This is a genomic window from Sphingobium sp. BHU LFT2 (assembly GCF_018604485.1).
GTDB classification, from domain to species: Bacteria; Pseudomonadota; Alphaproteobacteria; order Sphingomonadales; family Sphingomonadaceae; genus Sphingobium; species Sphingobium yanoikuyae_A.
Genome location: NZ_JAFCGW010000001.1, coordinates 563,357 through 589,437, shown reverse-complemented (window position 1 = coordinate 589,437; position 26,081 = coordinate 563,357). Strand labels below are relative to the sequence as shown.

The 26,081-nt window shown below is 65.2% G+C and carries 26 protein-coding genes and 1 pseudogene; 12 read left to right on the top strand and 15 right to left on the bottom strand.

Going from position 1 to position 26,081, the window contains the following annotated elements:
- Positions 1-3: 3 nt before the first annotated feature.
- From dut to JQK15_RS02900, 4 genes are read right to left on the bottom strand one after another with little or no spacing between them, the layout of a single operon-like run.
- Positions 4-459: a dUTP diphosphatase gene (gene dut, locus JQK15_RS02915; protein ID WP_004210314.1), complete on the bottom strand. Its 456-nt coding sequence runs from the start codon at positions 457-459 to the stop codon at positions 4-6.
- Positions 434-1,678, bottom strand: a complete 1,245-nt coding sequence (gene coaBC, locus JQK15_RS02910) for a bifunctional phosphopantothenoylcysteine decarboxylase/phosphopantothenate--cysteine ligase CoaBC (RefSeq protein WP_214863311.1) — start codon at positions 1,676-1,678, stop codon at positions 434-436. Before coaBC ends, dut begins: the two co-directional genes overlap by 26 nt.
- A gap of 49 nt (positions 1,679-1,727) precedes the next feature.
- Positions 1,728-3,269, bottom strand: a complete 1,542-nt coding sequence (gene ubiB, locus JQK15_RS02905) for a 2-polyprenylphenol 6-hydroxylase (RefSeq protein ID WP_214863309.1) — start codon at positions 3,267-3,269, stop codon at positions 1,728-1,730.
- A 7-nt stretch (positions 3,270-3,276) separates the two neighbouring features.
- A complete protein-coding gene (locus JQK15_RS02900) occupies positions 3,277-4,008 on the bottom strand; it encodes a class I SAM-dependent methyltransferase (protein WP_214863307.1) in 732 nt (243 codons plus the stop codon).
- A 180-nt stretch (positions 4,009-4,188) separates the two neighbouring features.
- Between JQK15_RS02900 and mutM the strand changes: the two genes are divergently transcribed.
- The 4 genes from mutM to JQK15_RS02880 all read left to right on the top strand — a co-directional run bounded on the left by mutM (position 4,189) and on the right by JQK15_RS02880 (position 7,918).
- A complete protein-coding gene (gene mutM / locus JQK15_RS02895; RefSeq protein WP_214863305.1) occupies positions 4,189-5,001 on the top strand; it encodes a bifunctional DNA-formamidopyrimidine glycosylase/DNA-(apurinic or apyrimidinic site) lyase in 813 nt (270 codons plus the stop codon).
- A gap of 117 nt (positions 5,002-5,118) precedes the next feature.
- Positions 5,119-5,382: a 30S ribosomal protein S20 gene (gene rpsT / locus JQK15_RS02890; RefSeq protein WP_010335635.1), complete on the top strand. Its 264-nt coding sequence runs from the start codon at positions 5,119-5,121 to the stop codon at positions 5,380-5,382.
- 431 nt (positions 5,383-5,813) lie between these two features.
- Entirely contained in the window at positions 5,814-7,232 is a 1,419-nt protein-coding gene (gene dnaA / locus JQK15_RS02885) for a chromosomal replication initiator protein DnaA (protein WP_214863302.1), read from the top strand.
- Positions 7,233-7,300: 68 nt separating this feature from the next.
- Positions 7,301-7,918, top strand: a complete 618-nt coding sequence (locus JQK15_RS02880) for a peptidylprolyl isomerase (RefSeq protein WP_214863300.1) — start codon at positions 7,301-7,303, stop codon at positions 7,916-7,918.
- Positions 7,919-7,928: 10 nt separating this feature from the next.
- On the opposite strand, the gene JQK15_RS02875 is transcribed toward JQK15_RS02880, so the two are convergent.
- From JQK15_RS02875 to JQK15_RS02860, 4 genes are all read right to left on the bottom strand, one after another.
- Positions 7,929-9,623: a putative bifunctional diguanylate cyclase/phosphodiesterase gene (locus JQK15_RS02875; protein WP_214863298.1), complete on the bottom strand. Its 1,695-nt coding sequence runs from the start codon at positions 9,621-9,623 to the stop codon at positions 7,929-7,931.
- 102 nt (positions 9,624-9,725) lie between these two features.
- Positions 9,726-10,259, bottom strand: coding sequence for a Smr/MutS family protein (locus JQK15_RS02870; RefSeq protein ID WP_037490930.1), 534 nt, complete (start codon positions 10,257-10,259; stop codon positions 9,726-9,728).
- Between the two features lie 9 nt (positions 10,260-10,268).
- On the bottom strand, positions 10,269-11,534 hold the full coding sequence (gene mltA, locus JQK15_RS02865) for a murein transglycosylase A (RefSeq protein WP_214863296.1): 1,266 nt from the start codon (positions 11,532-11,534) through the stop codon (positions 10,269-10,271).
- The gene (locus tag JQK15_RS02860) at positions 11,531-12,187 is read right to left on the bottom strand and encodes a Tim44/TimA family putative adaptor protein (protein WP_026109117.1); all 657 of its coding nucleotides are present in this window, start codon (positions 12,185-12,187) and stop codon (positions 11,531-11,533) included. Before JQK15_RS02860 ends, mltA begins: the two co-directional genes overlap by 4 nt.
- Before the next feature lie 221 nt (positions 12,188-12,408).
- Here JQK15_RS02860 and secB point away from each other — a divergent pair, with 221 nt between their 5' ends.
- The 3 genes from secB to trpS all read left to right on the top strand — a co-directional run bounded on the left by secB (position 12,409) and on the right by trpS (position 15,635).
- Positions 12,409-12,912 carry a protein-export chaperone SecB gene (gene secB / locus JQK15_RS02855; protein ID WP_099234505.1) on the top strand — a complete coding sequence of 168 codons (504 nt, stop codon included), beginning with the start codon at positions 12,409-12,411 and terminating at the stop codon, positions 12,910-12,912.
- A 122-nt stretch (positions 12,913-13,034) separates the two neighbouring features.
- Entirely contained in the window at positions 13,035-14,609 is a 1,575-nt protein-coding gene (murJ, locus tag JQK15_RS02850) for a murein biosynthesis integral membrane protein MurJ (protein WP_214863294.1), read from the top strand.
- 21 nt (positions 14,610-14,630) lie between these two features.
- Positions 14,631-15,635 carry a tryptophan--tRNA ligase gene (gene trpS, locus JQK15_RS02845; protein WP_017500871.1) on the top strand — a complete coding sequence of 335 codons (1,005 nt, stop codon included), beginning with the start codon at positions 14,631-14,633 and terminating at the stop codon, positions 15,633-15,635.
- A 33-nt stretch (positions 15,636-15,668) separates the two neighbouring features.
- On the opposite strand, the gene JQK15_RS02840 is transcribed toward trpS, so the two are convergent.
- A complete protein-coding gene (locus JQK15_RS02840) occupies positions 15,669-16,256 on the bottom strand; it encodes an energy transducer TonB (protein ID WP_214863292.1) in 588 nt (195 codons plus the stop codon).
- Between the two features lie 195 nt (positions 16,257-16,451).
- On the opposite strand from JQK15_RS02840, the gene JQK15_RS02835 reads away from it, so the two are divergent.
- Together JQK15_RS02835 and JQK15_RS02830 are read left to right on the top strand one after the other, a co-directional pair.
- Positions 16,452-17,099, top strand: a complete 648-nt coding sequence (locus tag JQK15_RS02835) for a DUF4136 domain-containing protein (RefSeq protein WP_214863290.1) — start codon at positions 16,452-16,454, stop codon at positions 17,097-17,099.
- Between the two features lie 174 nt (positions 17,100-17,273).
- Complete coding sequence (locus JQK15_RS02830; RefSeq protein ID WP_214863289.1) at positions 17,274-18,515, top strand: dicarboxylate/amino acid:cation symporter; 1,242 nt, start codon at positions 17,274-17,276, stop codon at positions 18,513-18,515.
- 589 nt (positions 18,516-19,104) lie between these two features.
- Here the strand turns inward: JQK15_RS02830 and dapE are convergent.
- Positions 19,105-20,247, bottom strand: coding sequence for a succinyl-diaminopimelate desuccinylase (dapE, locus tag JQK15_RS02825; protein WP_214863288.1), 1,143 nt, complete (start codon positions 20,245-20,247; stop codon positions 19,105-19,107).
- A gap of 53 nt (positions 20,248-20,300) precedes the next feature.
- Here dapE and JQK15_RS02820 point away from each other — a divergent pair, with 53 nt between their 5' ends.
- The gene (locus JQK15_RS02820) at positions 20,301-20,747 is read left to right on the top strand and encodes a cupin domain-containing protein (RefSeq protein WP_214863287.1); all 447 of its coding nucleotides are present in this window, start codon (positions 20,301-20,303) and stop codon (positions 20,745-20,747) included.
- On the top strand, positions 20,744-21,793 hold the full coding sequence (locus JQK15_RS02815) for a S66 peptidase family protein (RefSeq protein WP_214863286.1): 1,050 nt from the start codon (positions 20,744-20,746) through the stop codon (positions 21,791-21,793). Before JQK15_RS02820 ends, JQK15_RS02815 begins: the two co-directional genes overlap by 4 nt.
- Positions 21,794-21,854: 61 nt before the next feature.
- Here JQK15_RS02815 and JQK15_RS02810 read toward each other — a convergent pair whose 3' ends face one another.
- Positions 21,855-23,156: a dipeptidase gene (locus JQK15_RS02810; RefSeq protein WP_214863284.1), complete on the bottom strand. Its 1,302-nt coding sequence runs from the start codon at positions 23,154-23,156 to the stop codon at positions 21,855-21,857.
- 81 nt (positions 23,157-23,237) lie between these two features.
- On the opposite strand from JQK15_RS02810, the gene aat reads away from it, so the two are divergent.
- Positions 23,238-23,990: a leucyl/phenylalanyl-tRNA--protein transferase gene (aat, locus tag JQK15_RS26775; protein ID WP_214863282.1), complete on the top strand. Its 753-nt coding sequence runs from the start codon at positions 23,238-23,240 to the stop codon at positions 23,988-23,990.
- 35 nt (positions 23,991-24,025) lie between these two features.
- Here the strand turns inward: aat and JQK15_RS27400 are convergent.
- The 4 genes and pseudogenes from JQK15_RS27400 to JQK15_RS02785 form a co-directional block, all read right to left on the bottom strand.
- Positions 24,026-24,196: pseudogene (locus JQK15_RS27400) on the bottom strand (DUF2155 domain-containing protein); the annotation flags it as partial.
- 242 nt (positions 24,197-24,438) lie between these two features.
- Positions 24,439-24,837 (bottom strand): NADH:ubiquinone oxidoreductase subunit NDUFA12, encoded by a 399-nt coding sequence (locus tag JQK15_RS02795; protein ID WP_004210347.1) that lies wholly within the window; start codon positions 24,835-24,837, stop codon positions 24,439-24,441.
- Positions 24,838-24,887: 50 nt separating this feature from the next.
- Positions 24,888-25,445, bottom strand: coding sequence for a DUF192 domain-containing protein (locus tag JQK15_RS02790; RefSeq protein ID WP_004210348.1), 558 nt, complete (start codon positions 25,443-25,445; stop codon positions 24,888-24,890).
- A gap of 48 nt (positions 25,446-25,493) precedes the next feature.
- The gene (locus tag JQK15_RS02785; protein WP_214863280.1) at positions 25,494-26,018 is read right to left on the bottom strand and encodes a regulatory protein RecX; all 525 of its coding nucleotides are present in this window, start codon (positions 26,016-26,018) and stop codon (positions 25,494-25,496) included.
- Positions 26,019-26,081 lie beyond the last annotated feature (63 nt).

Sequence of the window (26,081 nt, the reverse complement as noted above, 5' to 3'; positions counted from 1 at the left end):
TGGTCACACTCCCGTAGAACCGAAGCCGCCCTGTCCCCGGACGGTATCGTCGAGCATATCGACCTCGACGAAGCTCGCAAGCTGAACTGGCGCAACCACCAGTTGCGCGATGCGATCGCCCCGCTTGATCGGGAAGGGATCGGCGCCATGGTTGATCAGCAGCACCTTGAGTTCGCCGCGGTAGTCGGCGTCGATCGTGCCCGGGGCGTTGGGCAGGGTGATGCCATGCTTGAGCGCCAGGCCGGAACGAGGCCGGACCTGAATCTCATAGCCTTCGGGGATCGCCAGCGCGAAACCGGTCGCGACCGGATGGCGATCGCCAGGGTTGAGAATGATCTCCTCGGCCGACACCACATCCATGCCGGCGGCATGCGCGGTGGCATAGGCGGGGACGGGCAGGCCCTCGCCATTGGGCAGGCGCATGAGTTGGATATCAATCGGCGGCAGGGGAGAGGGCATTGGCAACCTTTTCGATGAGTTTGGTGGCGACATCGCTCTTGGCCATGGCGGCCCAGCTTTCGATGCCGGTGGATGTGACGATCTGGACGCTGTTGCTGTCGCCGCCCATGACGTCGCCGGACACGTCATTGGCGACGATCCAGTCGGCGCCCTTGCGGGTCAGCTTGGCCTGCGCATGTTCGGCGATCTTCTGGGTTTCGGCGGCAAAGCCGATCAGCAGGCGGGGTCGGCGGACATGATGGCCCAGCGTCGCCAATATGTCGGGATTCTCGACCAGGCTAAGCGGCGCGGGCGCGCCCGATCCGTCCTTCTTCAGCTTCTGCTCGGCTGCGTCGGCGGTGCGCCAGTCGGCAACGGCCGCGACCATGATCGCTGCGTCGGCGGGCAGCGCGTCTTCGACCGCCGCCAGCATCTCGCGCGCGGTCTCGACATCGATGCGGGTGACACCGGCGGGCGTGGGCAGATGCACGGGGCCCGCCACTAAAGTCACCTTCGCCCCGGCACGCGCAGCGGCGGCGGCGATAGCAAAACCCTGTTTGCCCGAAGAGCGATTGGCGATGTAGCGCACCGGATCGATAGGCTCATGCGTCGGCCCGGCCGTCACCAATATATGCCGTCCGGTCAGCGGTTCATCCGCGCCGGCGAAATCCGGCTGACCCGCCAGCGGATCGGGCAAAGTCGGAGCGGCCAGCAAGCGCCCAATCTCCGCCGCAATCGCTTCCGGCTCGGGCAGGCGCCCCTTGCCATATTCGCCGCAGGCCATCTCGCCATCGTCGGGCGTCATGATGTGAACGCCGTCGGCATGGAGCTGCGCCAGGTTCCGCTGCGTGGCCTTGTGGTGCCACATGCGCACATTCATCGCCGGTACCGCCAGCACCGGCTTGTCGGTGGCGAGCAGGATCGTGGTGGCCAGGTCATCGGCGATGCCGGCCGCCATCTTGGCCAGGATGTTGGCGGTGGCCGGCGCGACGACGATCAGGTCCGCCTGGCGCGACAGCTGGATATGGCCGATCTCGCGCTCTTCCTTGAGGTCGAACATGTCGCCATAGACATGATCCTCGGTCAGCACGCCCAGGCTCAGCGGCGTGACGAACTGCTGCGCGCTTTCGGTCAGCACCGCGCGCACGGCGATGCCGCGCTTGCGCAACTGGCGCACCAGTTCCAGCGACTTATAGGCCGCAATGCCGCCGGACACGATGAGAAGGACACGCTGGGTCATGGCCAACATTTGGTCGTGCGACCGGGACTTGTCCAGCCCGGTCGCCGACTTAGAAGAAGGTCGTGGCGGCGGCCATCGCCCCGGCGCCGATCGCCGCCGCCAGCAGCGCAACCAGCCCATAGCGCCAGCCGCCGCCCACCTGGATCAGCTTCACGTCGCCCAGCGGCAGCGGCGGCGGGGCACCGCCCTTTTCGGGGAAGGCGTCTTCGATGCGGCGGACCAGCGCCGGCAGCCGCTGAATCAGGCGCCAATTCTCGATCAGCGCATCAGCGGCCTTGGCTTCCGGCCCCAATTCGGTGCGCAGCCATTCCTTCACATAGGGGCCGCTCGTCTCCCACATGTTGATTTCGGGATCGAGCTGATGGGCGACGCCCTCGACCATCACCATCGTCTTCTGCAGCAGCAGCAGATGCGGCTGGGTCTGCATGTCGAAATCGCGGGTGATGGCGAACAGTCCGTCCAGCATACCGCCGACCGACAATTCGCTCGCCGGCTTGCCGCGCATCGGCTCGCCCACGGCGCGCAACGCGGTAGCGAACTCGTCGACATTATGATGGCCGGGCACATATTGCGCCTCGAAATGGATTTCGGCGACGCGCTTGTAGTTGCCGGTGATCAGGCCATAGAGAATCTCGGCCAGCCACATGCGGGCGCGCCGATCGATCCGGCCCATGATGCCGAAATCGATCGCGACGATGTCGCCATTGCCCTTCACGAACAAATTGCCCTGATGCATGTCCGCGTGGAAGAAACCCTCGGCGATCGCCTGGCGCAGGAAGGCGTTGACCAGCCGCGCGGCGATGTCCTTCAGGTCATGGCCGGCGGCGATCAGCGCATCGCGATCGGAGATCTTGATGCCGTCGATCCACTCCATCGTCATGACCTTGCCGGTCGTGCGATCCCAGTCGATGGCGGGAATGCGATAGCCCGGCATCGCTTCCATCGCCTCGGCCAGTTCGGACGCCGATGCCGCCTCGCGCCGCAGGTCCAGCTCGCGCGCGGTCCAGCGCTTCATATTGGCGATCACCAGACGCGGGCGCAGGCGGGCGACTTCGCCACCCAGCATCTCGACATGAGCGGCGGCCCATTCATAGGTCTGGATGTCGCGGTTGAACTGGTCGATCACGCCGGGGCGGATCACCTTGACCGCCACGTCGCGGCCATCGGTCGTGACGGCGCGATGTACTTGCGCGATCGATGCGGCGCCCACGGGCACCTCGTCGAAACGGGCATAGACCTGCTCCAGCGGCCGGCCGAAACTCTGCTCGACCTGCGCGCGGATCGTGTCGAACGGAACCGGGGGCAGGGCGTCCTGCAGCCGTAGCAGGTCGTTCGCCGCTTCCTCGCCGACCAGGTCGGGGCGGGTCGCCAGCGTCTGGCCCAGCTTGATCGCCGCCGGGCCGATCGACTGGAACGCGTCGGCATAGCGCGGCTGCTTGGGCACGCGCGCGCCGAAGCGAGCGAGACGCACCAGCCGGCGTACCGGCGTCGGCGTCAGCGGATCGCGTTCAATGCCAGTGAGGGCGCCATGGCGTGCGAGTGTCCGGCCCCATTTCAGGAGCCGCCAGATATGAGTCGCGTGGGTGGTCATGCGGGCGTCAGATCTTCCAGCCCGAATGGATCGCCACCAGTCCGCCCAGGATCGGCTCGACCTTGGTGTTCACGAAACCAGCCTCGCGGATCATGCCCTCGAATTTGGGCATGGGCGGGAAGCGGCGGATCGATTCGATCAGATAGCGATAGCTGTCGGCATCATTGGCGAACAGTTTGCCCAGCTGTGGCACCAGCTTGTGCGAATAGCTGTCATACACGTCGGAAAAGCCGGGCCAGGTGGTGGTCGAAAATTCCAGGCAGAAGAAACGGCCGCCAAACTTCAGCACGCGGTGGGCCTCGCGCAGCGCCATGTCGATATGGGTGACGTTGCGGATGCCGAAGGCGATCGTATAGGCGTCGAACTCCCGGTCGCCAAAGGTCAGCGTCTCGGCATTTTGTTCCGACCAGATGAGGCCCTCATAGCCCTTCTTCTGCGCCCGCTCGACGCCAACGGCCAGCATCTCGGGATTGATGTCGGACACGGTGATGTGCGCGCCCAGCTTGTGCATGCGAAAGGCGATGTCGCCGGTGCCGCCGGCCATGTCCAATATCTGTTCGCCCGGCTGCGGCTTCACTCGCTTGACGAACTGGTCCTTCCACAGCCGATGGGCGCCGCCCGACATGGCGTCGTTCATCAGGTCATATTTGGCGGCGACATTGGAGAATACGGCGCGGACCATGCCGGCCTTCTCGGCGGCATCGACGTCGCGATAGCCGAAAGATGCTGTTTCGCTCATGCGGTTCGCTCTAGAGCCTGATCGTGCCAGATGGAAGCGCTATGCGCGCTCACGCGATGCGGCGAATCCCGCTCTTGTGTGATTACGCAGTTTCAGCGTCAGTCCGGCGCGAAGGCATGGGTTGGGCGCTGGGTGTAAACGCCCCTGTCGCTCCGCTATCCGGCATCCTACATAGGGGCCATGCCAGAGCTTCCCGAAGTCGAAACCACCGTTTCCGGCCTGCGATCCGTCTTGCAGGGCGCGACCCTCACACGGGTCGAGCCGCGCCGCGCCGATCTGCGCTTCCCGATTCCGGTGGACCTGCGTCAGCGTATGACCGGCGCCACCGTCACGGGACTGTCACGCCGGGCCAAATATGGCCTCATCGAAACCGATCGCGGCGACATGATGATCTTCCATCTCGGCATGTCGGGGCGTTGGCGAATCGATCCGGCGGAAATCGGGGCGCATGACCATCTGTTGCTGGAGACGGGCAGCGGGCATCTTCTCTCGCTCAACGACCCGCGCCGCTTTGGTTCGCTAGATCTGGTGCGCAGTGACGCCTGGCAGGGCTATGCGCCTTTTACCCGCATGGGGCCGGAACCATTGGGGCCGGATTTCGACGCGGCCTATCTGGCGAAGGTGCTGGATGGCAAGGCAACATCGATCAAGGCGGCGCTGCTCGACCAGCGCATCGTCGCGGGCCTGGGCAATATCTATGTATGCGAAGCGCTGAACATGGCGGGCATCGCCCCGACTCGAGCTGCGGGTCGCATATCGAAGCCCCGGCTCGGCTCGCTGGTGGAGGCGATTCGCACGGTTCTGTCCGCCGCCATCGTCGCCGGCGGTTCCACCCTGCGCGATTATGCGCGGCCGGATGGCGAATTGGGCTATTTCTCCAATCAATGGCGAGTCTATGGGCGCGAAGGACAGATTTGTCCCTGTGGTGGCACCGTGCAACGCCGAGTCGATGGGGGGCGATCGACCTTCAATTGCCCCAAATGCCAGAAATAGCGGGGGGCTCGCTGGTTGACGACACCCCGGAACAGCTGTAAGGGGCGCACCTTCACGAGGCTGGTTGGCGAATCCGACGGGCCTCTTCCCGAGATTTGATGAGAACCGAGGAATAGAATGGCCAATACGCCGCAAGCCAAGAAGCGCATCCGTCGCAATGAGCGTCGCGCCGCGATCAATGGCGCCCGCATCAGCCGGATCCGCACCCTGGTGAAGAAGGTGGAAGCCGCCATCCTCGCCGGTGACAAGGATGCTGCTGCGACCGCGCTTCAGACTGTCCAGCCCGAACTGGCCCGCGGCGTTGCCCGTGGCGTTCTGCACAAGAACACGGCCGCTCGTAAGTTCGGTCGCCTGACCAAGGCCGTCGGCGCGATCGCCTAAGCCTTACGTTAAGCTACCCGCTTATCTGAAAAGCCCGCTCCGGATCGCCGGAGCGGGCTTTTTCTGCTGTAGTCATGGAATAGTCATTTCCCTGACCCGCGAATTTCTCACGATTCGAGCCAGATCGTCAGAATCGCCACCAAATAATTCACTGAAAAATAGTCATAATTTGTGAATCTGCGGTTTTCTGCGGGATTCCCGAGTCAACGTCTTTATTTCAGTTTTTTGAAGCGACCCGCCCTTGATCCGGCGAAGCGGCCCTGTCTATTTTGATCCTCCGGCCGCTGATCGAATCACTTCCTGGCGGTCGTCATAATGTCAGTCGATGTATCAGACTCGGAAAGGCGGGGGCGCTTTTCCGAACCATCTTGTTGCGTCCGATAGTCGTGCCCTCAGGGGCATTTTTGTTGGTATTTTGGGGGCAGCATTCAATGAAGGATAATGCGGCGGTGCTTGGAATTCAGGACGGAGAGGCAGCGGCAGATATGGCCCGCCTGGAATCCGCCTGGACGACCATCCGCACCGGTCTGCGCCGCGACATCGGCGCGCGCATGTTCGACCAATGGTTGAAGCCTGCGCGCCTGGGTGACTATTGCCCCGATTCGCAGACGCTGGATCTCCATTTTGCGTCGGATTTCAGCGCGAATTTTGTTTCCGGCCAGTTTGGCGATCGCCTGCGCATGGCCTGGCGCTGCTCGGGCGCCGGTGTGCGTGAAGTGCGCCTGCGTCGTGCGCCCGATTCGTCGGGTCCGCGCCTGCTGGAGGTGAAGCGCGATGTGGCCGCAGCCGTGACGGCGCCGGCGATCGTTGCCGCTGCGCCGACCGTCGCCTGCAACTTCCAGCCGCGCCACGCCTTCGACCAGTTCGTTCCGGGTGAAACCAACCAACTCGCCTATTCGGCGGCGCTGGCAATGGCGGGCGAGGCAGAGCCCCGCTTCACGCCGCTCTTCATCCATGGCGGCACCGGCCAGGGCAAGACGCACCTGCTGCACTCGATCGCGCGGGCCTTCTCGGCCCATTCGCCGAGCGCACCGGTGCTCTACATGTCGGCCGAACGCTTCATGGTCGAGTTCGTCAATGCGATGCGCTCGAACGAGACGATGGCGTTCAAGGCCCGCCTGCGCGCCGCGCGCCTGCTGCTGATCGACGATATCCAGTTCATCGCCGGCAAGGGCTCGACCCAGGAAGAATTCCTCCACACGATCAACGACCTGATCGATACCGGTGCCCGCATCGTCGTGACCGCCGACCGCGCGCCGCAGATGCTGGACGGCATTGATCCGCGCATCCTGTCGCGTCTGGGGGGCGGTCTGGTGGCCGATATCCGTCCGGCGGGTCTCGACCTGCGCCTTGCGATTCTGGAAGCGCGCCGCGCCCATGCCGGCGATCCGCCGGTGCCCGATGCGGTGATCGATTTCCTCGCCCGTTCGATCCGCTCGAACGTGCGCGAACTGGAAGGCGCCTTCAACAAGCTGGTTGCCTATGGCCAGCTGACTGGTCGCTCGATCGATCTGGAATTTGCCCAGACCATGCTCGCCGATGCGGTGCGCGCCAATGTGCGTCGCCTGACCATCGACGAGATCCAGAAGGCCTGTGCCGCCCATTTCAAGATCGACCTGTCGGAAATGAAGTCGAAGCGCCGTGCGCGCGCCGTCGCGCGTCCGCGTCAGGTGGCGATGTATATCTCCAAGAAGATGACGCCGCGTTCGCTGCCGGAAATCGGCCGCACCTTTGGCGGTCGCGATCATAGCACGGTGATTCACGCGGTGCGCACGATCGAGAAGCTGCGCGAGAGCCATCCGGACATGGACGCCGACGTCCGCGCCCTGATGCGCCAGTTGGAAGGCTGATAGCAGTCCCAACCATGGGCTGACTCCATGGGCTGACAGGGCAGGGTGGTTGGACTAGGCTTGATGCCATGATCCGCACCCTGGCCCTGTTCCTCCTTGCCGCGCTGGCCTCCGGCCCGTTGCTGGCCCAGTCTTCAGCCCCGGTTCCGCCGCCTGTCGCCTCAAGCGATGTGCGGGTGGCGCTCGATACGAGTGCCGGGCGCATCGTGGTGGCGCTGCATCCCGATAAGGCACCGGTCACCGCCGGTAATTTCCTGCGCTATGTCGACCAGAAGCGGTTCGACGGCACCGTCTTCTATCGGGCCGTCGGCGGCCCGGACTATGGCTTCATCCAGGGCGGGACACAGAATGACCCGAAGCGCGTCCTGCCGCCGATCAAGCATGAGCCCACGAGCCAGACGGGCCTCACCCATGATGATGGTGCGCTGTCGATGGCGCGCTATGCACCGGGCAGCGCGACCGGGGATTTCTTCATCGTGCTGGGCAAGATGCCGGCGATGGATGCCCAGCCTCAGTCGACCGGCGATAATCAGGGCTTTGCCGTTTTCGCGCATGTGGTCGAGGGGTTGGATATCGTGAAGGCCATCCAGGCCGGTCCGAAATCGCCCACCGCCGGCAATGGCGTGATGAAGGGGCAGATGCTGGAGCCGGTGGTGAAGATCCTGTCGGCCCGTCGTCTGCCCTGAATCGTCCGGCTTAGAGGCTGCGTCGCTCCGTCGGTTCGACGGTGGGCGCGGCGGCATATCGATCCAGATATTGCGCTTCGCCCATCGGCCGGGCGAGGTGATAGCCTTGGAACAGGGTGCAGCCGATGACGCGCAGCATGTCCATCTGCGCTTGCGTCTCGACCCCTTCGATCACCACTTCCATGCCAAGGCCCTGAATCAGGCCGACGACCGCGCTGCAGATCGTCCGCGCCTCTGCAGAGGTCGCGATGTCGCGCACCAGGCTGCGGTCTATCTTCACCCGGTCGACCGGCAATTCGCGCAGCCGGGCCAGGTTGGAATAGCCGGTGCCGAAATCGTCGATGGCGATTCGCACGCCGTCCTGCCGCAGTGCGCTGAGCTGCCCCAGCACGCGCTCGTCCATGTCCATCGCCAGCGATTCGGTGATCTCCAGCTCCAGCATGAGCGGCGGGGTCTGGTGCGTCGCCATGGCATGGCGCAGGCGCAGGAAGAAATCGGCCTGCGCCAGTTCGCGAGTCGAAATATTGATCGCGATTCGCTGATGCACGCCTGATCGCGCCCAGCGCGCAGCGGTCTCGCATACCCGGCTCATGACCCAGTCGCCCAGCGCGACGATCATGCCGCTTTCCTCCGCAACCGGCACGAACGCGCCGGGCATGATGAGCGCGCGTTCGGGATGGACCCAGCGCACCAGCGCCTCGGCCGTGACCGCATGGGCCACCCCGCCATGGCTCATCTCGATCTGCGGCTGAAATTCCAGCAGAAATTCGTCGCGCTCAAGTCCCAGCAGCAGGTCGCGTTCCAGTTCGGCCCGGTCCGCCGCTTCCAGTGCCAGTTCGGCGGTGAACATCTCGGCGCGACCCCGCCCTTCATGCTTGGCATGATACATGGCGATGTCGGCCGATCGCAGCAGCGCGGACAGGCTGTCGCCATGGTCGGGATAGCAGGCGATGCCGATCGACGCGCCCAGATCGACATGCTGGCTGCCCAGTTCGAATCGTTCGCCCAGCGCGAACTGGATGGCACGCGCGATGCGCGTGGCTGCTTCACGGCTGGGCAGGGTGGGGAAGAACATGGTGAACTCGTCGCCGGCCAGGCGGCCGATCACGGCGTCGCCCAGACCCGCGCTGACCTGCGCCATCACCACTTCGCGCAGGCGGCCCGCCACCCGCGCCAGCAATTGGTCGCCGGCCGCATGGCCCAGCGTATCGTTGACCGCCTTGAAGCCGTCCAGGTCGATGAAGAACAGGGCCGCCGGTCCCGAGCCGCCACGTTCGACGAGCAGGCGTTCGACCTGCCGACAGAAGCTGGTGCGGTTGGCAAGGCCGGTCACCTGGTCGAACAGCGCCAATGTCTGGACATGGTCCAGATTGGTGCGGACCTGGCTGAACAGGCTTTCCATCGCCACCGACAGGTCGGGCAGTTCCAGTCCGATCTCGGCGGGGACATGGGAATGAAGATCGCCATGGGCGGCGGCCAGCAGCCGCTCGGTCGCGGTATCGATGGCGCTTGCAGTAGCGGCGATGGTGCGCTGGGCCGACGCCCAGCTCATCGTGCCGCACAGGATCGCGATGATCAGGGATCGGCCGACATCGACCAGATCGTCGGCCGCGCCATGGCCCAATAGCAGTGACAGGATGAAGACGAGCGCGCCGGCCGCACAGGCAAAGGCAGCAGCGCGGCTTTTCACTGTCACGCCCTGCATGTGCCTCCCTGCCTGCTCAAAGCCCCCGATAATCGGTGCTGCTGGATCAGGCGGATATGAAGGACAGTGGTTAAGAAAAGGTCAGTGGCTGCGCAAATTGCGTCATTTTTTGCGGCGCAGGATCAGATAGATGGCGCCGTCGCCGCCATGGCGGGGATGGGCAATGCGCACGCTGGCGATGCGATCGGCATAGGGGCTGGTCTCCAGCCAGTGTCCGATCTCGCCCCGGATCGCGCCGCGACGGCTCGAATCCCCGTGGCTGCTGGCTTTCGGCGGCTTGCCGGTCACGACCAGCAGCACCCGGACATCACGGGCAATCGCTGCCGCCAGCGCCTGATTAAGCCTGACATGGGCGCCGGCCAGATTATGGCCGTGCAGGTCGATCGACATGTCGGGGGCGATGTTGCCGCTACGGATTCGCTTTTCCCAGCCAGTGTCGAGTACGGCTGCGGGCGTGCGGGCGGGGGTGATCGGCACCGCCTTGGCAGGCTGCGGCGTTAACCTTGTTTCCGGGGTCGGCGCCGGGGCGACAACGGGCAGGGGCGGGCGCATCATCCCCGGCCGCAGCGGCCGGACCGAACGCGTCAATGCGCCCCAGAGCGCCTGCTCTTCAGAAGATAGGGTCCGGCGTCGCATGGCGCGCGATCACGGGCGCGCCAGCCGTGCGGCGGACCCGATCGGCAGCAATATCAGTGCGCTGCCCCGAGCGGACATGCCGCCGGCAATGCCGCGCGCGCGGTCGCCTGCCCCCCAGAAACTGTCGAACCGATTGGCGCCCTTGATCGCGCCGCCGGTGTCCTGGGCGATCCAGATGCCATTGGGTTCGGCCCGGTCCAGCGACAGCAGGACAGGGGCGCCCAGTGGAATATATTTGGGGTCGGCTGCCACCGTCGCCTCGGCCGTAACCGGTACGCCCAGCGCGCCGATCGGTCCCGCGCCGGTCAATTCACGGAAGAAGACGAAGCTCTTATTCTCGTTCATGATCGCCGCGCCCTCAGCGGGGTGGGCGCGCAGATATTGCATGATGTCCTGCATCGACCCGGCCTGGATCAGGCCACGATCCTTCATCAGCTTGCCGATGCCGGTATAGTCGCGCCCATTCTGCCCGTCATAGCCGATGCGCATCACCCCGCCGTCGGGCAGGGTCAGCCGACCACTGCCCTGGACCTGCAGAAAGAAGAATTCGACCGGGTCGGCGGCCCAGGCCAGTTCCAGCCCGCGCCCGGCGAGCGATCCGTCGACGATCTGCGATCGCTCGTCGAACGGCACGAAATTGCTGCCCTGCACCTTGCCGCGGATGGTACGGCCCTTCAGGCTGTCGCTGAACAGGCCGAGGTTGACGTCGATCAGTTCCGCCGGGCGGCGATAGATCGGCACCTGATAGCCGGGCTGGCGGGTGCGCGACCCGGCGATTTCCGGCTCATAATAGCCGGTGACGAAGGCCTTGCCCTCGCCCACCTGCACCGCCTCGAAATAGCGGGAGAAAAACTCGGCAGCGGTGGCTTCGGGCCAGCTCGACGCCGCGCTGCAGGCGCTGTTCCAGTCTGATCCGCGCGTCAGGCCGCTCTGGTCCGTGCGCTTCATCAGCGTTGGACAGGAAATGCGGAAGGCCTGCAGGGCGGCGCGGGCGCGCTCGCCGGACGGGATCAGGCTGGCAATGTCGGGGCCGGGCGTGACGCCCAGGCCGGCGGCATTGGCTTGATCCGTCGACAGGTCGCCCGGCGATACGTTCGGCAATTTCGGCGGCAGGGTGGGGCGGGGCGTGGCCGGAACCGGCCGGGTCGCGCCTTCGCCGCCATTGCTCGGCCGGCTTGGCGCAGGGCCGCCGGCCGATGGCGGAATGACGCCACCCGCGCAGGCGGACAGCATCAGCGCCGCAAGCAGCGCTCCCCCCGAATGACGCAGGCTCACGCCGCCTCGTCGGTTTCGCTGAGCTTCCAGTTGGGATCCGCGCTGCGGATGTCGCGGGTGAAGGTCCAGATATCATTGGTGCCGACCGCGTCGGTCAGCGACCCGGCAATGACATTGCCGTCCTTATCACGGGTGACGGCGGCAATGTCCGCCTCGAACCGCAGCGAAACTTCGGCGATACGGCCATTGACGCTGGCATCGACGATCTGTGCCTTCTCGATCCGCACCAGGCGATTGTCGAGCACATGGCCCTCGGCTTCGCGCGCCGCGATCGCTTCCTCGAAGGAACCGAGAACATCGGCGTCGCACAGCCAGGCCAGTTCGTCGCGATCACCGCGCCAGAAGGCTTCCAGCACCATCTTATAGGCGCTCTTGGCGCCTTCGACGAATTGCGGCACGTCAAAGCTGCGATCGGCACTGATCAGCGCGCGCACGCCGGCTTCGCCCGTCGGGGTGATCAGCCCTTCGGCCAGACGAACCGAATCGCCCGTCGCTTCCGGCATCGGGCGGGGCTGCAAGCCGCCCACCTTGGCACGTTCCTCCGCCGGACGCAGCGCAGGCTCCTGCTCATGGCCCGTCCGCTTTCCAAGAACGGAATAGAGCCGCAGTGCCAGGAAGCCGGCAATCATGGCGAGGATGACGATCACGTACACGGAGGCAAATACCCTTTGTTCGGGATGATGTTCCATCAACATAGGCATGTTTGCACGATACTTCAAATATCGGCTTGCCCTGTAATGCGCAGCAATTGGCCGACGTTGCTTCCTGTCGGGCGGCATTGCCCTGATCTTTCGCCACTGCTAAGCGCGCGGATCGATATCGCGGGCCGTTCCGGCCCTTCGAGCAACGAACGATCAGCAAGGATTTGAGGACAATGGCCGACGAAGCCGACACCATCCAGACCAACGTGACCGGCAATGGCGCCGACACCGCGCCGCAGATTGCGCTGATCAGCCAATATGTGAAGGATCTGTCGTTCGAAAATCCGAACGCCCCGGCCGTTTACCAGTGGCAGGACCAGCCGCAGATCGACGTCCAGTTCAACATCGGTGCCGACCGCGTCGGTGACGAAGTGCTGGAAATCGCCCTGAAGATCGAAGTGAAGGCCGTCGCGCCGCAGGGCACCGCCTTTGCCGTCGAACTCGTCTATGCCGCGCTGTTCGGCATGCGCAACGTGCCCGAGGACCAGATCCAGCCCTTCATGCTGGCCGAAGCGCCGCGCCTCGTCTTCCCCTTCGCGCGCCGCGTGCTGGCCGACGCGATCCGCGACGGCGGCTTCCCGCCGCTGCTGCTCGATCCGATCGATTTCGGTGCGCTCTACCTGCAGCAGGCTGAACAGATGCAGGCGACCGCAGGCGAACCCGCCGGTCACGCCTGATTCTTCATGAATACCCATCCGTTCGCCCTGAGCCTGTCGAAGGGCGCGGCTGAGCGTAGCGAAGCCCTTTCGCTACGCTCAGGGCAGGGCTTCGACCTCGCTCAGCCCGAACGGAGATTGCCATGAAATTGGTGAAGGCCCTTGGCTCGGTCGGCGGGCTGACGCTCGCCAGCCGGGTGCTGGCGCTGGTGCGCGATTCGCTCGCGGCTCGTTATGTCGGCGCCGGCTTCGCGTCGGACGCCTTCAACGGCGTGGCTTTCCGCCTGCCCAATATGTTCCGCGCCCTCTTTGCGGAGGGGGCCTTCTCCGCCGCCTTCATCCCGCTGTTCAACAAGAAGGCGGCCGGGCCGGGCGGCATGGCGGACGGCTATCATTTTGCAGAGCGGGCGCTGGCCGTGCTGCTGCCGGTGCTGATCCTGTTCACGATCGTCCTGCTGGCGGCGGCCTGGCCGATCACCTGGGCGCTGTCGGGTGGCTTTTCGCGCCAGAATCCGACACTGGATCAGTTCGCCTTCGCCGTCACTCTGTCGCGCATCACCATTCCCTATCTGGCGCTGATCAGCCTCGCCTCGCTGCTGGGCGGCATCTTGAACTCGCTCGACAAATTCTGGGTCAATGCGGCCGCACCGATTCTGCTCAACGTCGCGATGATCGCGGGCCTGTGGTTCTTCCACGGCGCCGACGAATATGAAACCGCGCGTGTTCAGGCGATGTCGGTCACGGTCGGCGGGGCGTTGCAACTGCTCTGGCTGATCTGGGCCTGCAAGCGGGCCGGCGTCTCGATGAAATTGAAGCGTCCGCGTCTCGACGCCGATGTGCGCGAACTGCTGCGCCTGATCGTGCCCGCCGCTGCCGGCGCCGGCGCGTCGCAGATCAACCTCCTGATCTCGACTGCGCTGTCGGGTTGGCTGCTCGCCTCGGGCTCGATCACCTATATCTATTATGCCGACCGGTTGAATCAGCTTCCCCTGGGCCTGATCGGCATCGGGCTTGGCACCATCCTCCTCCCCACCATCTCGCGCATGCTGTCGAAGGGCGAGGATCAGGCGGCGATGGAGACGCAGAACCGGGGCATCGAACTGGCCCTGTTCCTGACCCTGCCGGCGACCGTCGCCTTTATCACCGTGGCCGAACCGATCGTGCGCGGCCTGTTCCAATATGGCCGCTTCAGCGCCGAGGATGCGATGCGCTGCGGCTGGGCACTCTCCGCCTTCTCGATCGGCCTGCCCAGCTATGTGCTCGTGAAGGTGCTGACGCCGGGCTATTATGCGCGCGGCGATACCAGGACGCCGGTGCGCTATGCGATGTTGTCGATCGCCATCAATATCGTCGGCAATCTCGCGATGATCCCGACGCTCGGTCATATCGGGCCGCCGCTCGCCACCGCGCTCTCCTCGACCGTCAATGTCGCGATGCTTTATCGCACGCTGGTCGCGCGTGGCCATTTCACCGCCGATCCGCAGTTGCGCCGCCGCATTCCACGCCTCGCCGTGGCGGCCGTGGTGATGGGGCTGGCGCTCTGGGCGGGCGAGGATCTGCTCGATTCGATGCTCTCGGGCACGATGGTCAGCCGCTATATCGGGCTTGCCCTGCTTGTCGGCGCGGGCGTCGCGCTGTACGGGCTGGCATGCTTCGTCACCGGCGCCTATCGCCTATCCGACCTCAAGGCGCTGATGCGGCGGCGAGGCACCCCATAATCAACAGAATGGATTAGAGTAATGCGCGTCCTTTCCGGCATCCAGCCCACCGGCAATCTGCACCTTGGCAACTACCTTGGCGCGATCCGCAACTGGGTGAAGATGCAGGACGAGATGGACGAAGGCAGCCAGTGCTTCTTCTTCCTCGCCGACATGCACTCGATCACCGTGCATGAAGGGCGCGAGCAGCGCATCCGCAACGTACGCGACATGGCCGCCGCCCTGGTCGCATCGGGCATCGATCCCGATCGCTCGGTCCTCTTCAACCAGGCGCGCGTGCCGGCCCATGCCGAACTCGCCTGGCTCCTGAATGGCACCGCGCGGATTGGCTGGCTCAACCGCATGACCCAGTTCAAGGACAAGGCGGGCAAGGACCGCGAGGGCGCGTCGGTCGGCCTGTTCGTCTATCCGGTGCTGCAGGCGGCCGACATCCTGCTCTATCAGGCGACCCATGTCCCCGTGGGCGAGGACCAGAAGCAGCATCTCGAGCTGTCGCGCGACATCGCCACCAAGTTCAACACCGATTTCGGCGCTGACGTCTTCACCCTGCCGGCGCCGATCATCCCCAAGGAATCGGCGCGCATCATGTCGCTGCGCGACGGCACGGCGAAAATGTCCAAGTCCGATCCTTCGGACATGAGCCGCATCAACCTTACCGACGAGGATGATGCGATCATGACCAAGGTGAAGAAGGCCAAGACCGATCCCGAGCCGCTGCCCGAAACGGCGGAGGGTCTGGCCGGTCGTCCGGAAGCGACCAACCTGATCGGCATCTACGCCACCCTGTCGAACAGCACGCCTGACGCCGTCTGCGCCCAGTTCGCCGGCAAGGGCTTTGGCGCGTTCAAGCCGGCGCTGGGCGAGTTGCTGGTCGAAACGCTGCGGCCGATGCGCGAGCGTTTCGTGGAACTGCGCACCGACGATGCCGCGCTCGACGCGATCCTCGACAAGGGCGCGGCCAAGGCGGCTGCTGCAGCCGAACCGACCCTGCGCGCGGCCTATGACGCCATGGGCCTGATGCGCTGAGCCAACTGGAAGGACGGGCGCGAACTGCGCCCGTCACTTACCTTCTTCGATCGTTTCGAATGTCATCGCCATGCGCATCTTCTTGCGCACGGGATTGCCGGCGCTGTCCCGCTGGATCGGATAACGCCGACTGAGAATTTGCGTTGCGCAATGTTGTTCCGGCATCGGCTTGTCGTTGATCGTCGCGACGCAGTCCGATGCGCTGCCATCGGTGTTGATCGTGAAGGTCGTGACCTGCCGGAACGGCAACGGGGGTAGTCGGAAGCTGCCATCGGGCTCCGGTATCCGCCAGTTGATCTTGTTGCTGTAGCTTCCGACGAGGGGCTTGCCGTTCGTGTCGCGCGCAGGCGCAAAACGGGCGCGAGCTATGAGTAGGTCGCAGGTGGCCTGATCCAGTGTGGCGGCGCCGCTGCTGGAACTGATCGTGCATTTTACCGGCACGCCATTCTTGTCGATGTCCAGCAAAAAGGCAGTAACTCCCTCCTGTCCCTCGCGCAGTGCCGTTGCCGGATAATCTTCGGACGTGACCCAGTCTGCCGGATTGCCAGTTGGCGTGGGCGAAGACGCGGCTGCTATCAGCAAGGGAGCGAACAGCGGCAGGGTGAGAAAGGCATGCTTCATGCGGCTTTCCTGCAACAGTCTGTCACTCTTTTCCAGTGGCTTGACGGATCGCTTTGCGACATGCCGTCATGGATGTGCGGACATGGCTTGCGTCCAATCGACGGGTTGGTGCGTTCAAACGATGTTCAGTTGCGTTTTGCTAGAGCAGGGCGCAAGAAGACTAACAGGCATCCGCCTGATTCAGGACGCGAAAAAATGAAAGCTTTCAGCAAGATCGGCCTTTTCGCAGCGCCCGCGCTGGCGTTGGTGGCCCTGTCCGGCTGCGCCACGTCATTCAAGGCGGACGTCGCCCGTTTCCAGCAGCTCCCTGCACCCGCGGGGCAGAGTTACACGATCGTCGCCGACGATCCTAAGCTCGCCGGTGGACTCGAATTTTCCCATTATGCCCAGATGGTCGGCCAGCGTCTGGCCCAGACGGGCTATGTCGCGGCCAGCGATCCGGCCAAGGCCGACCTCATCGTGCGTGTCGCCTATGATGTCGACAATGGCCGTGAGCGTGTGCGCTCGACCGGCGGTTTCGGTCCGAGCCCCTATTTCGGTGGCGGCTGGGGCTATGGCCGCTGGGGTCGTCCTTGGGGCTATGGCTTCTATGATCCCTGGCTGTTTGGCGGCGGCGGCTTCAACGACGTGTCGAGCTACACCGTCTACACCAGCGACCTCAGCATGAAGATCGATCGTGCTGCCGACAATCTGCGCCTGTTCGAGGGCAAGGCCAGCGCCCAGTCGCTGTCCAACAAGCTGACCTATCTGGTGCCGAATCTGATCGACGCCATGTTCACCAATTTCCCCGGCCAGAATGGCGAGGATGTGAAGATCACCCTGCCGCCCGAAAAGAAGGGCTGACGCGACACCCCATCGGTCGGCTCCCAGGCAGACCCGCTTTGCCCGGCGATCCGTTTCGATCGCCGGGCTTTCTTTTTGTCGGCAGGCGCTTAGACCTGGGTCGGTTCAGGTTGAAAACAAGCTCCGGCACGGTCTCAGGGGAGCGATGACGCCGGATCGGGGGACACGGCCTGTATGTCGTTGACGATTAGAATATTGATAGCGCTGCTGCTGGGGCTGGCCAGCGGCATCGCCCTGTCCGAATGGGGCGGGGCGCTTGATGCCGATATTGTCGACATTGCCCAGCCGATCGGCAAGGCCTGGCTCAACGGCCTGCAGATGCCGCTCATCCCCCTGATCTTCTCGCTCCTCGTCACCGGGGTCGCCTCCGCGGCGACGACGGCGCGAACCAGCGGCATGGCGGGCCGCGCCCTGCTGCTGTTCGCGCTGATGCTGCTCGGCTCGGCCAGCGTCGCGGCTTTGATCGGTCCGTTGCTATTGCACTGGTGGCCGGTGCCGGCCGGCGCCATCGGCGCCCTCGCCGGGGCTGGCGCCACTGCCGACGTGCCCGGGGTACGTCCCTCGGCCGAATGGCTGCTGGGTTTCATACCCGCCAATCCGATCCGTTCGGCGGCGGAAGGGCAGGTGGTGGCGGTCGTGCTGTTCGCCCTGGTCTTCGGCTTTGCCGTCACCCGCATTTCGGATGATCGCCGCGTTGCGCTCACCGGCTTCCTGGCGGCGCTGGTCGATACGCTGCTGGTCGTCGTCGGCTGGGTGCTGTGGCTGGCGCCGATCGGCGTCTTCGCCCTGGCGCTGGTCGCCGGCAGCCGATCCGGCCTCGCCACGGCCGGCGCGCTACTTCACTATATCGGCTTCATCGTGCTCATCTGCCTGGCGGTGACGCTGCTCGTCTATCCGCTGGTGATGGGGCTTGGGCGGATCGCGCCCGGCCGGTTCGCGCGCGCCGCGCTGCCTGCACAGATCATCGCCTTCTCGACGCAAAGCTCGATTGCGTCCTTGCCGGCCATGATCGCAGCGAGCGACGGCCCGCTGGAAGTGCGGGAAGCGACGCGCAGCATCGTCCTCCCGCTCGCCATCTCGCTGTTCCGCATCACCAGCCCGCCCGCCAATCTGGGCATCGCCCTCTATGTCGCGGCCATGAACGGCGTGGCGCTTGGCCCGTTGCAGATCGTCATGGGGGTATTGGTCGCGGCGGTTGTCAGCCTGGCGGCGGTCGGCCTGCCCAGCCAGATTACCTTCTTCACCACCACGGGTCCGATCTGCCTCGCCATGGGCGTCCCGGTCGAGGCGCTGCCGCTGCTGCTCGCGGTGGAAACGGTACCCGACATCTTCCGCACCGTCGGCAATGTCACCGCCGACATGGGCGTCACCCGCATCATCGATCGCCTGGGGAGTGGTATTCAAGGAGAGTATTGAGGGCGGGAAACGAGTAGAAGCGGACATTCCTCCCCGGAACGGGGAGGTGGCAGCGCGAAGCGCTGACGGAAGGGCAGGTTCCTATTAACGCTGTGCTGTCAGGCTAGTGCCCCTCCACCACTCGCCACGCGAGCGGTCCCCCTCCCCGTGCCGGGGAGGAATGTCTTGTTCCCATCTCTTTTCGTCATTCCCGCGAAAGCGGGAACCCATCTCCTGACCGTGCATGTCGCACCAGACTGGGGCAATGGATCCCTGCCTCCGCAGGGATGGCGGGAGGAAACAGGCCGTCGCTTAACCACCCGCATGACATCGGGTGGGCTGTCCTACTGCGGGCTTTTATGATCTATCCTGTCGGATGCAGAGGCTAAGGCTCCTTGATCCGGCATCGGCCGATGGGCCGTTGGCGCGTGGCTGTCGCTTCACTGTCATTTCATCGTCGCGTCAATGGCGCGTCAGCATGACCCTGGTGTCGCGTCCGTGGCGCGCAACTGTCGCGTCACAGACGCGTCGGCGTGGCGTTTCAGGCGCAAATGGCCCAAAACAGCCTCACGACACTGTGAACTTCGGACTGTCGCGTCGTGAATCGGCGTCAGCCCCGCAGCGCCCGCTCCGTGATCAGCGTGTAGATGCGGGTCAGGTCGTGCAGGTCGGCGACCGCGACGGCCTCGTCCAGCTTGTGCATCGTCGCATTGTTGAGGCCGAATTCGGCGACCGGGCAGAGGCGCGAGAGGAAGCGTGCATCCGACGTGCCGCCGGTGGTCGACAATTCGGTCTCCACCCCCGTCACTTCGCGGATCGCATCGCTGATCAGGGTGGAGAGCGTGCCCGGCTGCGTCAAGAAGGGCTCGCCGCTGATCTTCGCCTCGACGCTGCCGCCCTCACTTGCTGCGATCGCGCTGATCCGCTCGATCAACGATGCGCCGCTATGCTGATCGTTGAAGCGGATCGAGATGCGCGCGGTTGCTGCCGCCGGGATGACATTATGGGCCGGGTTGCCGACTTCCAGGTCGGTGATCTCGATATTGCTGGGCTGGAACCAGTCGGTGCCGGTATCCAGCACTTCCGCATCGATCTTAGCCAGGATGCGGACCAGCGCCGGGATCGGATTGTCGGCCAGGTGCGGATAGGCGACATGGCCCTGCATGCCCGCCACCTTGATCCACATGTTGACCGAGCCGCGCCGGCCGATCTTCACCACGTCGCCCAGCCGTGCCGAGGAGGTGGGTTCGCCGACCAGGCACATGTCGGGGTGCAGGCCATGGGCGACCATCCGGTCCATCAGCGCCAGCGTGCCATAGGTGGCCGGGCCTTCCTCGTCACCGGTGATGATCAGGCTGATCGTCCCCGGCAGGTCGTCGGGCAATCCGTGCAACGCCGCGACGAAGGCGGCGATCGCGCCCTTCATGTCGACCGCGCCGCGGCCATAGAGCAGGTCGCCGCGCACCACCGGCGTGAAGGGATCGCTGGCCCAGCCATGGCCGGGCGGGACGACGTCGAGATGGCCGGCAAAGGCGAAATGCGGGCCGGCACCGGTCGTACGCCAGGCGAGCAGATTTTCGACCGGGCCGTCGGGCGCGACGCCGCTGACGAAACGGTCTACGGTGAAGCCCAGCGGGACCAGCATCGCTTCCAGCTCGGCGAAGACATCGCCGACGGCCGGGGTGACGGAGGGGCAGGCGAGCAGGCGCTCGGCCAGGGCCAGGGCGTCATGATTGGTGCTGGTCTTGGTCATGGAGCAGCGTTAGCGAAAGCCGTCTTTCTTGGCCAGCGCAGAGGAGAGGGGCCATGCCGAAGATCGATCTCGTCGCCATTCCGCAGAGCAATGCCACCGGCTATCCGGGCGATCATGCGCGGGCGGTCGCCGGGCGTCATTATCGCCGGCTTGGGCCGGCGACGGGGCTGGGCGATTTCGGCGTCAGCCATGTCGTGCTGAAACCCGGTGCGGCCTCCTCGCAACGTCACTGGCATGAAGGTGAGGACGAATTTGTCGTCATGCTGTCGGGCGAGGCGGTGCTGGTCGAGGAGGGCGGGCGCACCCCTATGGTGGCGGGCGACATGGCGGCCTTCCCCAAGGGCGTGGCCAACGGCCATCATCTGCTCAATGAAAGTGACACGGATTGCGTCTTCCTTGCCTTTGGCCGTCCTTCTGTCAGTGATTGCCATTATCCCGATATCGATCTGCACCTGTCCGGTGGGGTCTATCGCCACAAGGATGGGAGCGTTTTTGCATGATCGATCGTCGTGGGTTGCTGGCCGGCATAGGTGGCGCTGTGGTCGCTGGAGGGGCAGCGGCACGCGTTCCTTCGGCTTCGGCAGCGGCACCGGCCGGGCTGATCCGGCCGCCGCGCCTGCGCGAAGGGGATGTGGTCGGCCTGGTCGAACCGGCGGGTTTCACCGATGACGCCTTCGACCTGGGCCTGGTCAAGGAAACCATCGTCGCCATGGGACTGAAGCCCAAGGCTGCGCCCCATCTGGTCGAACGCTATGGCTATCTGGCGGGCAAGGATGCCGACCGCGCTGCCGACGTCAACGCCATGTATGCCGATCCGGAGGTGAAGGCGGTGTTTGCGGTGCGCGGCGGCTGGGGCTGCGCGCGCATGCTGCCCTATCTCGACTTCAAGACGATTCGCGCCAATCCCAAGCTGCTGACCGGCTTTTCCGATATCACGGCGCTGCACTTGGCTTTTGCGGCCCGCGCCGGCTTCACCACCATCCACGGCCCCAATGCCGCGAGCGGCTGGGGCAAGCTCAGCTGGGACAGCTTCCGCGCGGTGGCGTTTGACGGGGCGACGCCGACCTATGTCAATCCGGTGGGGGCGGAGGATCGGCTGGTGCCGCGCAGCGGCCGCATCCGCACCTTTGGCGGCGGCAAGGCGAGCGGGCGGTTGCTGGGTGGCAATCTCACCGTGTTGACGGCCTTGATGGGCACGCCCTGGTTGCCCGATTTCACCGGCGCGATCCTGTTCGTGGAGGAAACCAACGAGGCGGAATATCGCATTGACCGGATGCTGACCCAATTGTCGCTGGCGGGCATATTGCCAAAGCTCGCCGGCTTCGTCTTCGGCCAATGCACCAGCTGCACGGCCACCGGCGTGTCCTATGGCGGCTTCACCCTGTCGGAAGTGCTGCAGCAGCATCTGGCGCCGCTCGGCATTCCTGCTTTCCAGGGCGCGCTGTTCGGCCATGTCGCCAACCAGTTCAGCCTCCCGGTCGGCGCCCGCGCCGAAATCGACGCGGACGCGGGTACGATCCGGTTGCTGGAGCCGGCTGTCAGTTAGAGCCTGATTCACGCCATCGCTGGAAGCGCTCCGCGCTTCCAGCGATGGCGTGAATCAGGCTCTATTCCTTTGTTGCGGGCTTGGCGCCGTCCAGCGATGCGACGGTGCCATTGCCGATCGGCTCGCCTTTCATCCCCTCGGCGACCTTTTCCGCGGCCGCCATGACACGCAGCACATTCTCGCCAGCCAGCTTGGCGATGTCGGCATCGCTCCAGCCGCGGCGCATCAGTTCGGCCAGCAGCGCGGGATAGGTGGCGACGCTGCCCAGCCCCTGGGGCAGCGATCCCACGCCGTCGAAATCGCTGCCGATGCCGACATGGTCGACGCCCGCGACCTTGGCGATATGGTCGATATGGTCGGCGACCATTGACAGGGTGACGACCGGCTCGGGATTGGCCTTTTCCCATTCCGCCAGCGCCTTCTTCGCGCCCTCGGGATCACCGATATAGAGGCCGCCAAAGGGCGGGGCGTTATAGCGGGCCATTTCCGCGCTGCGCGCCGCGCTCCAGACCCGGCGGGCCTCCGACACATATTGCGGCGCGAAATTGACCATGACCACGCCGCCATTGGCCGCCACCTGCTTCAGGATCGCGTCGGACACGTTGCGTGGCGTGTTGCACAGGGCGCGCGCGCTGGAATGGGAGAAGATGACCGGCGCCTTGCTGATCTTCAGTGCGTCCAGCATCACGCCTTCGCTGACATGGGCGAGGTCGACCAGCATGCCCAGGCGGTTGAGTTCATGCACCACCGCCTCGCCGAACGGGGTGAGGCCGTCATGCTGGGGATTGTCGGTGGCGCTGTCGGCCCAGGCGATGGTCCGGCTGTGGGTCAGGGTCAGATAGCCGGCGCCAAGGTCGTGATAGGCGCGCAGCACGGCCAGGCTGCCGTCGATCTGGCCGCCGCCTTCGACCCCGATCATCGACGCAATCCGTCCGGCCTTGTGCGCGGCACGGACCTCGGCAGCGGTGGTGGCGAGGGTGAAATTCTGCGGGTAGCGGCGGGCGAGGCTGTGGACCAGTTCGATCTGCTCGACCGTATCCTTCACCTGCTGCAGTTCGGGCAGGTCGGCCGACACCCAGACGGACCAGAATTGCCCGCCCATCTGCCCGGCACGCAGGCGGGTGATGTCGGTATGATATTGGCTGGGGTCGAGCCGGTCGAGCGGCATGGTCCAGCGGGCGTCCCCGGCCTTGCCGGCCATCGCTTCGGGCCAGTCATTATGGCCGTCGATCAGCGGGGTGGCCTTCAGCACCTTGGCGATTCGCGCGGCATAGGAATCGGATGCGGGCGCGGCCGAGGCGGCGAAGGGGAGGGCGACGGTGGCGAGGAGCAGCGGCAGGGCTGCGAGGCGGAGGGATATCATGGCGCGGGAGACTAGGGGGGCGACGGATCAAGTCAATCGCGGCTGGCGGGCGGGTTCGACATTGGCTAGACCCTTGAATCGATGACGATCGATCCGCTGTTGCTGCTGCAGGCCTATGCCATCGGCGTGTTCCCGATGTCCGATGACCGGCAGGCCGACGATGTCTATTGGGTCGAGCCCAAAAGGCGGGCGATCCTGCCGCTCCATGGCCTTCACCTGTCACGTTCGCTGTCAAAGACGATCCGGCAGGACAGGTTTCGCGTCACCGCGAACCGCGCCTTTGCCGGCATCGTCGCCCTATGTGCGGAAGCCGCGCCCGATCGTCCGTCGACCTGGATCAATGGCCCGATCGAGCGCGCCTATCGCCATCTCCACGAACTGGGCTTTGCCCATTCGATCGAATGCTGGGACGGGGATGAACTGGTCGGCGGCCTCTATGGCGTGGCGCTGGGTGGCGCCTTTTTCGGCGAGTCCATGGTGTCGCGCCGCACCGACGCGTCAAAGGTGGCGCTGGCCTGGCTGGTGGCGCGGATGCGCTTTGGCGGCTTCAGCCTGCTCGACTGCCAGTTCATGACCGATCATCTGCGCAGCATGGGCGCGCAGGAAATCAGCCAGCGCGACTATCTTCAGTTGTTGGGCGTTGCCGTCGGCGACGTGCCGCTGGGAGCGGGCGACGCGGCGCTGTCGGCCGGTTCTGGCGCGGCGGCCGAACTGGCGTTTGCGCCGCTGGCCGGCGATGCGGCGGCAGGCACCTTGCCCTTGTCGCCCAGCTTGACCGTGGCAGGACCGCTTTCGGGCCATTCCATCGTGCAGCTCTTGACCCAGACGTCATAGACGGGGTGCTGGACGACATTGCGGTCGGGCCGTTCGCGGAACAGCCAGCCGGAAAAATTGCGGCGCCACTTGCCGTCGGAACTGCTGCGCACGTCCAACTGCACGAAGGCGCCGGTTTCCTGCACATTCTCCCAGGGGGCCGTGGTCTCGCACGCCTGCAGGCGGACGATGGCATCGCCGACGCGCAGCGCCTCGCCGGGCTTCATCGTCAGGTCGCGGGTCAGGCCGTTGCGCTTGTTGAGCAGGCCGATGACGGCGGTGCGCTCGGCCATCGGCGTGCCGGACAGGTTGGCCTCGTCCGCGTTGCGGATAGGCTGGCCCTCGATCTTTACCGGGCCGCTCTGATTCGCTTCTGGCGCATCATTGCGACCGCAGGCCGCCAGCAGCGCGCACCCCAGAAGCGGCGCGCCAAGCAGGATCGGCGGGAATCCCCCCGCCGGACGCCGAATCATGCCGCGTCGGGGCTCCATGCCTCGTAATCGCCGGTCGCCTTCTGGCGCTGGCCGCCCTTTTCGAGCGCGCCCGAGGGACGATAGGCGTTGGCGGTGCCGGTCGCGTTGGGGGTGAATTCCTTTTCCCAGATGCGCGGCGGCGGCAGGAAGCTTTCGGGCGTGCCCTCGATCGAGTGGTGCAGCCAGCCATGCCATTCGGCCGGCACGCGGCTCGAATCATTGGCGCCGTTATACATCACCCAGCGGCGCGTCAGGCCGTTCGGATCGACGCCGCCTTCATAATAGACATTGCCCTGATGGTCCTCGCCCACTTTCGTGCCCTTGCGGGCCGTGAAGAGCCAGGTGCCGAAGGTGGCGCCATTCCACCAGGTGAAGATGTTTGCCAGGATACCCATGGCCGATGCGCTTAGCCGCTGGGATTGACGTGGGCAAGGAAGATATGGCCCTAACGGGCGGTTGTCGGGCAGAAATCGAGGTCGATCGCGCTCTTGCCGTCGGTTGTTGCGCATTTGCCCCAGGCCAGGCGGTCGCCTTCCTTGATTCCCAGTTCCGCGGCGCGGCCGCCGCGCAGTTCCAGCACTGCCACCACCGGAACGCCGGCGGACACCGGCTCGCGCGAATAGGGGGCGACATTGGCGCCGATGAAGGCGATCGTGCCGTCGGTATGAATGAACAGCATGTCGAGCGGGATGATCGTGTTCTTCATCCAGAAGCTGGCGGTGCGCGGCGGCTCCATCGGGAAGAGCATGCCCTTGTCGGCATCCAGTGCCTTGCGGAACATCAGTCCCTGTTCCTGCTCCGCCTCGGTCCGGGCGACTTCCACGTCGAAGCGATGCACTCCCTTCGCCGTGTGGATGACGAGGGGGAGCAGCGCGCCCTGCGGTGCGGCGGCCTGAACATTGCCGCTGTCATTTGCAGCATCGGCGCCGGCATCGGGCTTGGCAGAGCAGGCCAGGAGCAGCGCGGGCAGGGCGGCGGCGAGAAGCAGTCGGGTAAGGATCATGCGATCCTGCCTAGCGGGTTTCGGGGAGGTGCGGGAGAGAATTAACCCTCAATCCTCCGCTTCGGGGAAGTCGCCGGGTGCTGCATCGACCCAGCGCCGGGCCAGGGCATAATCATGGCCGGCGCGCAGGAAGGCGGCGATCGCCTTTTCCCGTCCCTTGGGATCGGGCGCCTGCATTGCATAGGGGCCGATCCGCTTGCGTCGGGCGAATCGGTCGGCAGCCGCCCAGCGATCAGCCTGTGCCTGGGCATCGGCCGCGCTGCGATCGGCCTCCTCTATGCCGGCGGCGCGCAGCGTTTCGGTGATGCGGCGGGCGCCGTAGCCGCGCCGACCGAGCGCCGCGCTCTTCATCAGGGCAAAGCCGCTGTCGTCGACATAGCCAAGTTCCGCGAAGCGGGCGACCAGCGCTTCGGGATCGGCCGGCGCTTCCCCGCCCCATCCGCGCTCGCGCAATTTGCGCGCAAGATAGGCGAGCAGCTTGCCGCGGCTGGTCGCGAACCGGCCAACATAGCGCAGCGCCAATTCGCGCAAGGCGTCTTCGTCCAGGGGTGGGGGCGGGCGTTTGCTGGTCATGACCGGTCGTGCATTGTGCGCCATCATGCGCTAAGCGCCATCTTTATGCCACAGTCGGGCCGG

Coding starts and splice junctions, on each gene's coding strand:
- trpS (WP_017500871.1), top strand. CDS start 14,631: ATGCGCGTCCTTTCCGGCATCCAGCCCACCGGCAATCTGCACCTTGGC.
- rpsT (WP_010335635.1), top strand. CDS start 5,119: ATGGCCAATACGCCGCAAGCCAAGAAGCGCATCCGTCGCAATGAGCGT.
- JQK15_RS02840 (WP_214863292.1), bottom strand. CDS start 16,256: ATGAAGCATGCCTTTCTCACCCTGCCGCTGTTCGCTCCCTTGCTGATA.
- JQK15_RS02900 (WP_214863307.1), bottom strand. CDS start 4,008: ATGAGCGAAACAGCATCTTTCGGCTATCGCGACGTCGATGCCGCCGAG.
- JQK15_RS02875 (WP_214863298.1), bottom strand. CDS start 9,623: ATGCAGGGCGTGACAGTGAAAAGCCGCGCTGCTGCCTTTGCCTGTGCG.
- JQK15_RS02810 (WP_214863284.1), bottom strand. CDS start 23,156: ATGATATCCCTCCGCCTCGCAGCCCTGCCGCTGCTCCTCGCCACCGTC.
- JQK15_RS02835 (WP_214863290.1), top strand. CDS start 16,452: ATGAAAGCTTTCAGCAAGATCGGCCTTTTCGCAGCGCCCGCGCTGGCG.
- aat (WP_214863282.1), top strand. CDS start 23,238: ATGACGATCGATCCGCTGTTGCTGCTGCAGGCCTATGCCATCGGCGTG.
- mutM (WP_214863305.1), top strand. CDS start 4,189: ATGCCAGAGCTTCCCGAAGTCGAAACCACCGTTTCCGGCCTGCGATCC.
- coaBC (WP_214863311.1), bottom strand. CDS start 1,678: ATGACCCAGCGTGTCCTTCTCATCGTGTCCGGCGGCATTGCGGCCTAT.
- secB (WP_099234505.1), top strand. CDS start 12,409: ATGGCCGACGAAGCCGACACCATCCAGACCAACGTGACCGGCAATGGC.
- JQK15_RS02880 (WP_214863300.1), top strand. CDS start 7,301: ATGATCCGCACCCTGGCCCTGTTCCTCCTTGCCGCGCTGGCCTCCGGC.
- dut (WP_004210314.1), bottom strand. CDS start 459: ATGCCCTCTCCCCTGCCGCCGATTGATATCCAACTCATGCGCCTGCCC.
- JQK15_RS02870 (WP_037490930.1), bottom strand. CDS start 10,259: ATGCGACGCCGGACCCTATCTTCTGAAGAGCAGGCGCTCTGGGGCGCA.
- murJ (WP_214863294.1), top strand. CDS start 13,035: ATGAAATTGGTGAAGGCCCTTGGCTCGGTCGGCGGGCTGACGCTCGCC.
- JQK15_RS02820 (WP_214863287.1), top strand. CDS start 20,301: ATGCCGAAGATCGATCTCGTCGCCATTCCGCAGAGCAATGCCACCGGC.
- dnaA (WP_214863302.1), top strand. CDS start 5,814: ATGAAGGATAATGCGGCGGTGCTTGGAATTCAGGACGGAGAGGCAGCG.
- JQK15_RS02815 (WP_214863286.1), top strand. CDS start 20,744: ATGATCGATCGTCGTGGGTTGCTGGCCGGCATAGGTGGCGCTGTGGTC.
- JQK15_RS02790 (WP_004210348.1), bottom strand. CDS start 25,445: ATGATCCTTACCCGACTGCTTCTCGCCGCCGCCCTGCCCGCGCTGCTC.
- JQK15_RS02830 (WP_214863289.1), top strand. CDS start 17,274: ATGTCGTTGACGATTAGAATATTGATAGCGCTGCTGCTGGGGCTGGCC.
- JQK15_RS02785 (WP_214863280.1), bottom strand. CDS start 26,018: ATGACCAGCAAACGCCCGCCCCCACCCCTGGACGAAGACGCCTTGCGC.
- ubiB (WP_214863309.1), bottom strand. CDS start 3,269: ATGACCACCCACGCGACTCATATCTGGCGGCTCCTGAAATGGGGCCGG.
- JQK15_RS02795 (WP_004210347.1), bottom strand. CDS start 24,837: ATGGGTATCCTGGCAAACATCTTCACCTGGTGGAATGGCGCCACCTTC.
- dapE (WP_214863288.1), bottom strand. CDS start 20,247: ATGACCAAGACCAGCACCAATCATGACGCCCTGGCCCTGGCCGAGCGC.